Origin of the sequence: Pseudomonas sp. GM49 (genome assembly GCF_000282355.1) — a bacterium.
GTDB lineage: Bacteria > Pseudomonadota > Gammaproteobacteria > Pseudomonadales > Pseudomonadaceae > Aquipseudomonas.
Genome location: NZ_AKJL01000048.1, coordinates 1 through 9,141, shown reverse-complemented (window position 1 = coordinate 9,141; position 9,141 = coordinate 1). Strand labels below are relative to the sequence as shown.

At 59.1% G+C, this 9,141-nt stretch carries 8 protein-coding genes; all 8 read right to left on the bottom strand.

The window, feature by feature from the left end; all coding sequences use genetic code 11:
- Nucleotides 1–1,381 (bottom strand): ABC transporter permease (locus tag PMI29_RS24505; RefSeq protein ID WP_033052031.1); only part of this gene is annotated, 1,381 nt, incomplete at its 3' end.
- A 3-nt stretch (nt 1,382–1,384) separates the two neighbouring features.
- Entirely contained in the window at nt 1,385–2,398 is a 1,014-nt protein-coding gene (locus PMI29_RS24510) for an iron ABC transporter substrate-binding protein (protein ID WP_007994750.1), read from the bottom strand.
- Nucleotides 2,399–2,665: 267 nt separating this feature from the next.
- On the bottom strand, nt 2,666–4,387 hold the full coding sequence (arnT, locus tag PMI29_RS24515; protein ID WP_007994749.1) for a lipid IV(A) 4-amino-4-deoxy-L-arabinosyltransferase: 1,722 nt from the start codon (nt 4,385–4,387) through the stop codon (nt 2,666–2,668).
- 176 nt (nt 4,388–4,563) lie between these two features.
- Nucleotides 4,564–5,220 (bottom strand): histidine phosphatase family protein, encoded by a 657-nt coding sequence (locus PMI29_RS24520; RefSeq protein ID WP_007994747.1) that lies wholly within the window; start codon nt 5,218–5,220, stop codon nt 4,564–4,566.
- A 302-nt stretch (nt 5,221–5,522) separates the two neighbouring features.
- Complete coding sequence (locus PMI29_RS24525) at nt 5,523–6,080, bottom strand: PqiC family protein (RefSeq protein WP_007994745.1); 558 nt, start codon at nt 6,078–6,080, stop codon at nt 5,523–5,525.
- A 16-nt stretch (nt 6,081–6,096) separates the two neighbouring features.
- A complete protein-coding gene (locus tag PMI29_RS24530; protein ID WP_007994744.1) occupies nt 6,097–7,773 on the bottom strand; it encodes a PqiB family protein in 1,677 nt (558 codons plus the stop codon).
- Nucleotides 7,754–8,410: a paraquat-inducible protein A gene (locus PMI29_RS24535; RefSeq protein ID WP_007994743.1), complete on the bottom strand. Its 657-nt coding sequence runs from the start codon at nt 8,408–8,410 to the stop codon at nt 7,754–7,756. Before PMI29_RS24535 ends, PMI29_RS24530 begins: the two co-directional genes overlap by 20 nt.
- A complete protein-coding gene (locus tag PMI29_RS24540) occupies nt 8,407–9,003 on the bottom strand; it encodes a paraquat-inducible protein A (protein ID WP_007994742.1) in 597 nt (198 codons plus the stop codon). Before PMI29_RS24540 ends, PMI29_RS24535 begins: the two co-directional genes overlap by 4 nt.
- Nucleotides 9,004–9,141 lie beyond the last annotated feature (138 nt).

The following is a 9,141-nucleotide window of genomic DNA, read 5'->3' as shown; positions in this document are numbered from 1 at the left end:
CGGCCGCCCCCGGCGCGGCCAGGCGCAAGGTGATCAGCCACAGTGCCCGCGCCGGCGAGCGGCCAAGGCTGCGGGCGATGTTTTCCAGTTCCACCGGGGCCTGGGCGATACCTGCGCGCAGGCTCACCAGGGCACGGGGCAAGAACATCAACAGGTACGCCAGCAGCACGGTGAAGGTGGTCTGGTAAATCGGCCGGGCAAAATGGATCGTGACGGTCACCAGCGCCAGCGCAACGATAATTCCGGGCAAGGAACTGGTGATGTAGTTGCAGCTTTCCAGTACCCGTTGCAGTCGGCCAGGGTAGCGGATCGACAGCCAGGCAATCGGGATCGCCGCGCAGGTGGTCAGCGCCGCGCCAGCGATACCGAGCAACAGGGTTTGCTCCAGCGCGGGCAACAATTCAGCCATATCCCAGACTTCCACACCGCCGGCGATGAGCCATTTACCCAGGGTGATCAAGGGCACGCCCAGGGCCAGGGCGCAGGTGACGATTTGCAGCGTCAGCGACAGCAGCGTTGAAGTCGTTTTCAGGGTGACGACCCGCTGCTCCCGGGCGCTTCCCGAACCGACGCGAGCGTAGCGCGCGGAACCGCGGGCGGCAGATTCGGCCGTCAACATCGCCAGGCAGCACAGGGCCAGCACACTGGCCAGCATGTGCGCCGCTGCGCCGTTGAAGGTCGATTTGAACTGATCGAAGATCGCAGTGGTAAAGGTGTCGAAGCGGATCATGGCGTACAGGCCATATTCGGCCAGCAGGTGCAGGCCGACCAGCAAGGCGCCACCGCAGATCGCCAGGCGCAATTGCGGCAACACTACGCGGAAAAACACTTTCCAGGGCTTGAGCCCCATGGACTCGGCGACGTCTTCAATGGCCGGGTCGAGCCGGCGCAAGGTGGCCGCCACCGGCAAATACAGGAACGGGAAGTAGGCGATGACCGAGACCAGGACACCGGCAAACAACCCGTGAATGGGCGGCACCAGGCTGACCCAGGCGTAGCTGTGAACGAAAGCGGGCACCGCCAGAGGCGCGGTTGCCAGCAACGACCACCAGCGTCGTCCGGGCAAATTCGTGCGTTCGGTCAGCCAGGCCAGCGTCACACCCAGGGCCACGCACAACGGAATCGTCAGCAGCACCAGCAACACGGTGTTGACCATCAGCTCTCCGACCCGGGGCCGGAACACCAATGCCACAACGGTTGACCAGCCGGTCTGCAGGGACACGCCAATAACGTAAGCGATCGGTAGCAGTGCCAGTAATGAAACCAGCACCGACAAACCGATCACCCATGCACCGCCACGCCCCGCAAGGACTCCACGGGAACGTCGACGCAAATTTGCGGGTGTCGCCTCGGCGACATCCGCAGGCAGGGTTTCAGGTATCAATTAGAGCAGTCCGGCCTGTGTCATCAGCTCCACGGCTTTTTTGCTGTCGAGTTTCGAAGCATCGACAGTCGGCGCATCGAGTTGATTCAGAGGCACCAGTTTAGGGTTGGATTCAGCGCCTTTGCCCACGGCGTACTCAAACGACTTGCCGTTTTTCAGGACGGCCTGGCCATCCTTGCCGGTAATGTATTTGAGAAACGCCTGAGCTTGTTCTTTGTGTTTGCTGGAGGCGAGGACGCCGCCGCCGGAGATGCTAACAAAAGCGCCAGGGTCTTTGTGCTTGAAGTAGTGCAGGGCGGTGTTCTTGCTGTTTTCGCCCGTCTTGGACTGATCGACCAGGCTGTAATAGTGGTAGATCACGCCGCTGTCGATCTGCCCGGCATTCACCGCTTTGAGTACCGAGCTGTTGCCACGATAGTTGGCATAGTTGGTTTTCATCGCTTTCAGCCATTCCAGCGTGGCCGCTTCACCCTTTTGCTCCAGGATGGCCGCGACAATGGCCTGGAAGTCAGCACCACCTGGCGACGCAGCCCAGCGTCCTTTCCAGGAAGGATCGGCCAGGTCCATGATCGATTTCGGCAGATTGGCTTCCGAGAGCTTGCTCGGGTTGTACACAAACACCGTGGAGCGCGCGGCAATCCCGACCCATTTGCCGTGGGCCGGGCGATAGGCGGAGTCAATCTGTTCCAGGGTGGTTTTGTCGACAGGCGCAAACAGCCCTGCGTTGTCGACCAGGACCATGGCCGGAGAGTTTTCGGTCAGGAAAACGTCAGCCGGAGAGGCCGCGCCTTCCTGCACGATCTGGTTGCCCATCTCGGTGTCATCGCCGTTGCGCAAGGTGACCGGAATACCCGTCTCCTGGGTAAAGCCCTCGACCCAGGCCTTGGTCAGGCCTTCGTGTTGCGCGTTGTACACCACGATGCCGACGGAGTCAGCTGCATAAACCTGGCCAGCGCTCAGCAAAGCGGTGGCCAGCAGGGCTTTTTTCAAGAACGAAGGGATTTTCGGAATCATTCTGCGGGCTGCTCCAGGTGCATTTTTTATGAAAATCATACGCATTTAAACGCCTGTTTACCAATGCGAATGATTTGCATGTTTTGAATGGCACGGAATGTAGAGATCCAAATGAGAAAATAACGTCAAAAAAACCGTTAATACATGTAATTTTCATTCAGATTAGCAGCGGTGTGCCAATTGTGGTTTGGCTCGTCGCTTAAACGAGGCGAAAACAAAAAAACCGAGAGGCTACTTTGGCCACCCGGTTTTTTTGCGTCTTGCCTGTCAGGGCTGGATTTGCGGGAAAATCAGGATCTGCAGGCTGCCGCGCTGATAGCGTTTTCCGTCGGTGGGTAGCGCCTCGACTTCCTGAAACTCATCGACGCTGTTGACCCTCATCACCACCCCGACCGAGCCCTTTTTCCGCGCCTCGGTCATCCATCGCCCGACGTCTTGCAGGGTCACCTTGCGCGAGGCCGCGGCGGGATCCGAGAGGCCGTATTTCAATTCACCGACGACGTTGTAAAGCGCTACCTCCGGTCGCTTGGTCAGCCAGGACAAGGCCGAGGCAGCACCCAGGTCGTTGCTCAGCAGCGAGGTGGTCTGGTTCAGACTGTCCAGGTGTTCGGCGATAAACCGGTCGGGCATCTTGCTGTCGACAATCTGGCTCGGCATGGCGGCGGGTAGCAGCGCCACCAGCAGCCAGATGCCGAGTGCCGGCATCGCCCATAACGTCAATGGCCGCAGGATTTGCAGGGCGTTGGCGATGATCCAGCCCAACAGCACGATGAACGCCAGGGACAGGCTGAACATCTCGGTATTCTCGAAAATCTCTTTGCGCCATTGCAGGTACAGCAAGGCAATCAGGGCCGACGTGGCAATGACGACGTTAAGCCATCCGTTGAAGCGAATCGTCCGTCCCCGTGCCTGTTGCAACAGGCGGGTCAGTGCATCGCCCATCAGCAGTGCCAGCGGCAACAGGCACGGCATGATGTAGGTCGGCAGTTTGCCGCTGCTCATGCTGAAAATCGCCAATGGCAACAACAACCAGAGCAGGAGAAAACCGCTGACGGGTTGACGCTTGTTGTTCCAGGCCTGGATGAATGTGGTTGGCAACAACGCGGCCCAGGGCAGGACAGAAACCACCAGCATCGGCAGATAGAACCACCACGGGCGCGCGTGTTGCGCATTGTCGGCGGCGAAGCGGCGGACGTGCTCGTTCCAGAAAAAGAAATTCCAGAAATCCGGTTCCTGATGATGAATGGCCAGCGCCCAGGGCAAGCAGACGGCTGCGGCGACGACAATAGCCAGTGGCCCGTAACGCAACAGCTCGCCAAAGCGACGCTGCCAGACCAGGTAGGGCAGGGCGATCACCGCCGGCAGCAGCCAGGCCAGGAAGCCCTTGGTCATGAAGCCCATGCCGCAGGCGATGCCCAGGACCACCCAGGCACCCAGACGGGCACGCGTGGTGCGGCTGTCGATGGCAAACCACAGGGAAACCAGGCTCAGGTTGACCCAGAGGGTGAATTGCGGGTCGAGGTTGGCGTACCCGGCCTGACCGGAAATCAGCCCGAAGCTCATGTAAAGCAGCGCGCAGGCAAAGCTTTTGCGCGGATCGCCCCAGAACCGGCGGGCAATCAGCCAGGTCAGCCACACGCTCAGTCCGGTACTCAGTGCCGACGCGATGCGCACCCCGAACAGGTTGTCGCCAAACACCGCCTGGCCGATGGCAATCATCCAGTACCCGGCAATCGGCTTCTCGAAGTAACGAAGGCCCATGAAATGCGGCGAGATCCAGTTCCCGCTCTGCAGCATTTCCTGGCTGATCTGGGCATAACGGGTTTCATCGGGAATCCACAGACCGTGGCTCATCAGCGGTAGCAAGTAGAACGCGAAGAACGCCAGTACCAGGGCGAATAGCATCCAGCGTTCGTTGGCAGGCGCCGTTGGGGCGTGCAGGCGGGAAGAAAGGCCAGCAAAATCTGGCAATGGCTGATTTGACGTCATGTCTCGACCTTGGCGCTGAGGTGGCTGGTTGAAGAGTGATGTACAACTTGTAAGAGTGAAAGTCGGAATGATATTGAACGGCGAGAAGTTGAATCACACTTCTCGCTGTTTTGTTCAGGCTTCATTCAGTCCGTCTTGAAATAACTTAGTTGCAAAGTTTTCGAGCCGTAAAAATTTCAGTTTTTATCTTGTAACAGAGTGTTCCAGTCGTCGGCATTCACAATGCCAAGCACTTGCAGTTGCCCATTGCCATCGATGTGGACAAACAACGCGCTGCCGTACTCGGCGTCCTTCGCTGCATGCTTCAAGCCGCTCTGCTGTTCAAAGTCCGCGATGCAACCGCTGTGGGTCACCAGCACCAGGTTGCGATGGGCAACCTTGTGCGCCACGACATCGTTACGCAAGGTCGTGCCGCAGGTCGCCAGCCACTCCTGGGTCCGTGGGTCGCTATTGAACATGTAATGCGCGGTCTGCACGGTGCGCGTCACCGGGCTGGTGAGGATGTCGGTTTGCGTCAGGCCCAGGCGTGCCAGACCTTGCCCAACGCCGGCCGCCGCTTCGCTGCCGACACGGGTGATGCCGTCGGCCGGGCCCAGACAAGGATTGCTGGAACGGTCGCAACGCTCGGCATGACGAACCAGCACAGCGATCTCGCCGGCACTCCATTGTTGCAGCAGTTGGGCCCGGGCTTGCGCACCTTCATGGGCAAGGTTGGCCGGGGATCTCGGCCACAGGAAAAAACCGGTGACCACTGCAGCGACGGTCAGGGCACCCACCGCCACTACCGATTTGAAGAGGCGCGAAGACGGTTTACGCGAGACGGAGTTGACCAAGTTTGTCCACCATTTGGAGCGCCAGGGAAAGTGCCGTTAAAAAAGTCTGAAACAACACAAAAAATTTCCGCCAAGACTTAGTTCAGCGAATTGACTGCTGCACAAAGTAAATCTGCGCAGGTGTCGGAGCAGTGAAAGGAATGTGAAAAATTTGCAGTGAGGGGGCGGGCGGGTAATCAGCGGGTTACTGGGAATTATTTTCTTTTGCTCCTGCATGGGAAGACAGCGGCAAACTAACGCGGTTGACGAGATTGAACTCAACGGCGAACTTGTCGCCGTTGATTCAAGGGGAGAAACCGAGGTCAGGAGGACGGGCAACCAGCCTGTTTTCTGGCGGCAGCCTGGCTGATCAGCGCGGCCAGGCGCTTGATGTTGTTTTGCTGGGCAAGCACCAGTTCATCGATACTCGGGCCTGAGGGGGTTTGCAAGGTACTGCGGCAAATGACCCGTGCAGGTTCGCTTTCGCCGGCACTGCGCAGGCGCCATTTCACGTCCATCAATGCGTATTGACCGGGGACCGAGTCAAAACGCTGCACATCGACCCGCACCGAATACCCGCTTTGTGCAGGATAGTTGCTCAGTTGATCGGCCAGCGCACTGTTCAATTCATCCACGAGGGTCGCGCCCCACCATTCGGTTTCCAGGATCGCCAGGCCACTGTTGCCTTGGCGAATGACGATCTGCGCGCGATCGACCTGGGGCGGCACGCTGATGCTCTCGATCTGAATCACCCCGACGGTGGTCCTTGAGTGATCGCCCACCTGGGCCGGGGTCAGGGTGTGGAATTGAATCGGGTCACTGCGGCAGGCGGCGAGCAGCAACAGCGCGGTAACCAGTGTGAACTTCAGCGGAAAAGCCATGGGGTTGCTCCTGTGTTCATTTGCGCGGTGGCCCTTGCAGATCCATGGGCGCGGCATTGTCCGGACGGCCGCGAAGCAGCGATTCCGGATGTCGCCCCAGGTAATCCGAAAGATCGCGCAAGGATCTCGACGTGCGTCCCAGTTCATCCAGGGTCTGCCCCAGTTTTTCCCGTTGCGGCGAGTCCTCGGCCAAGGTCGAACTGGCGGATTGCAAGGTCGAATTGGCCGTTTGCAGGGTCTTGCTGACTTCCAACAAGGTGGTTTGCACACCCGGCATAATCTTGCCGTTGAATTGCACCATGCCTTTGCGCAGTTCGACGAGATTGCCGTCGAGATTGCCGGCAATGCGCTCGATGGGCAGTTTGTTGATCTTGTCGACCATGGATTCGAGTTTTTCCTGCAATTGCTCGAGGCTGCCCGGTATGGTCGGGATGATGACTGGACGTGCGTTTGCATCGAATGCGACTTTTTCTGCCTTGGGGTAGAAATCCAGGGAGATGTACAACTGGCCGGTCAGGAAGTTGCCCGTGCGGGCCTGGGCACGCAGGCCGTTATCGATGAAGGTGCCGATCAGGCGTACGCCACCGGCTTCGTCATTGGGGTCATGATTGAGCGCCTTGAGCATCTTGTCGTGGGCACGGCCCAGGCGTTGCGGGTAAATCACAATGCCGACGTTGACCGGAAAGGAACGAGTCTTCTCGTCGTAATCCAGATTCACCGCCACCACCTTGCCGATTTCCACACCCAGGAATTCCACCGGCGCATCAACCTTGAGCCCGCGCATTGCCTGGTCGAATCGCATGGCCAGGTACTGCGGTTTGCCGTTTGGCGGGGCGAGGGCGGTTTGCTGGTCCTCGAACAGTTCGTAGGCATACTCTGCCGCAGCAGGTTTATCGCCAGGGCTGTAGTCGGGCGCGCGGAAGGCAATGCCGCCCACCAGCAAGGACGACAGCGATTCGGTCTTGACCGCAAAACCGTTGGCGCCGACGTTCACGTCAATGCCGCTGGCGTTCCAGAAACGGGTGTTTTCGGTGACGTACTTGTCATTGGGGGCATGGATGAACAGCTCTATGTTCACGCCTTTGCCATCCGGATCCAGCGCGTAGGCCACCACCTGGCCCACCGGGATCTTGCGGTAGTAAACCGGAGAGCCGATATCCAGCGACCCCAGATCCTGCGTGAACAAGGTGAAACGCTTGCCCGGCTCGCCGTAGGTGATGGGTGGCGGGTTCTCCAGCCCCGTGAAGTGTTTTGCCCGGCCGTTGGCCTGGCCGATATCGGCACCGATGTAATCGCCCGACAGCAGCGTATCGATACCGGACACACCGCCCGCTCCAATGCGCGGCCGCACTACCCAGAACTGCGAGTCCTCGCGGGTAAAGCTTTCGGCCTGCTTGGCCAGCTTGATGGTGGCGTTCACACTCTTCTGGTCATTGCTCAGTTCCACATCCGAGACTTGGCCAATCACCACATTACGGTACTTGACCTCGGTTTTATTCGCGGTCAGGCCGCTCCCGGTCTTGAACGTGACAACGATGGTCGGGCCTTCCTGAAGAATGCTGTGAACCACCAGCGAAATACCCACCAGCACCGCGACGATCGGTACGATCCAGACCAGCGAAACGCTGAAGCGGCGGGTCTTGATCGGCGCCGGCCCGGGGGCTTGCGGCCCGTCAGTGGCTTGTGACTTCATCCGTGACCTCCTCATTGTTTGGGTTTTCCCGTTCTTTGTCCCAGATCATGCGCGGGTCGAAACTCATGGCCGAGAGCATGGTGAACACCACCACCAGACCAAAGAACAGAATGCCCGGGCGCGGTTCGATGTCGGCCAGGGCCTGGAATTTCACCAGCGAGGCGACCAGTGCGACCACGATCACATCGAGCATCGACCAGTAGCCGATGACCTCGACGAAGCGGAACAGCGTCGACCGCTCTTTACGTGCCCACTCACTGTCGCGTTGCACGGTGACCAGCAGCAGTGTGATGGCAACGAACTTGATGCCCGGCACCGCGATACTGGCAATGAAAATGATCAGGGCGATGTCCCAGGCCCCGGCCTGCCAGAACTCCAGTACGCCGCTCATGATCGTACTGTCGGCGCCATGACCGACCATTTTGGTGTTCATCACCGGCAGCAAATTGGCGGGGATGTAAAACACCAGGGCCGCAATCATGTAGGCCCAGGTCCGGGTCAACGAGTTGGTTTTGCGTCGATGCAAAGGCGCGCCGCAGCGCTCGCATTCGTGAGGATCGCCAGTCATGTCGCAGGCCAGCCCGCAGCTGTGGCACAGGCACAGGTTGAGTTCGTCGGCGTACGGAGGCGTGCTCATAAGATGTCCCATAAATCGCGGATATCGCGCCCGGCGATGCGGATCATCATCAGGCTCAGCACAGCCAGGGCAAACAGCCCTATGCCGGGCAGCACATCGAGCAGTCCGGCGAGCTTGATCACCGCGACCATGGCACCCAGCAGGCAGACTTCGAGCATGCTCCAGGGTCTCAGGGTTTCCAGCCAGCGCATGCAGAACCTGAACCCGGGCGCACGTTGCCGGGCGAGGGCGAAGCCCAGTACCCAGATCAGCAGCAACAGCTGGAAAATCGGCGCGATGATCATGGCGATCGCCGCCACCATGGCGATGAACGTGATAGGTCCCAGGCTCAGGGCCAGCACCGAGTCCCAGAGGGTAGCGCTGTTCTTCGAGCCTTTGAGGCTGATGCTCATCACCGGATAGAAATTGGCGAATATCCAGAGCATCAACGCGGTGAAGGTCAATGCAAGACGCTGTTCCACTGTCAGGCCGTTATAGCGCTGCAGCACGCCGCCGCAGCGCGTACACAGGGTTTTCTGATGTTTGGCGAGCGTCACTTTTTGGTACACGCTGTCGCAGTGCTCGCAGATGATCAGCTGATCGGTAGATGCCATGGGCCAGGCTCAACAGAAGGCAGGAAGTTCAGAGCACCCCCTCAATATAGAAGTGCCTTGCAATTGAGCAAATCGAAAGTCGAAACAAGGGGATATAAAAGAAGTGGTTGCACTTGCAGGCAGGTGTTTTGTGGCGAG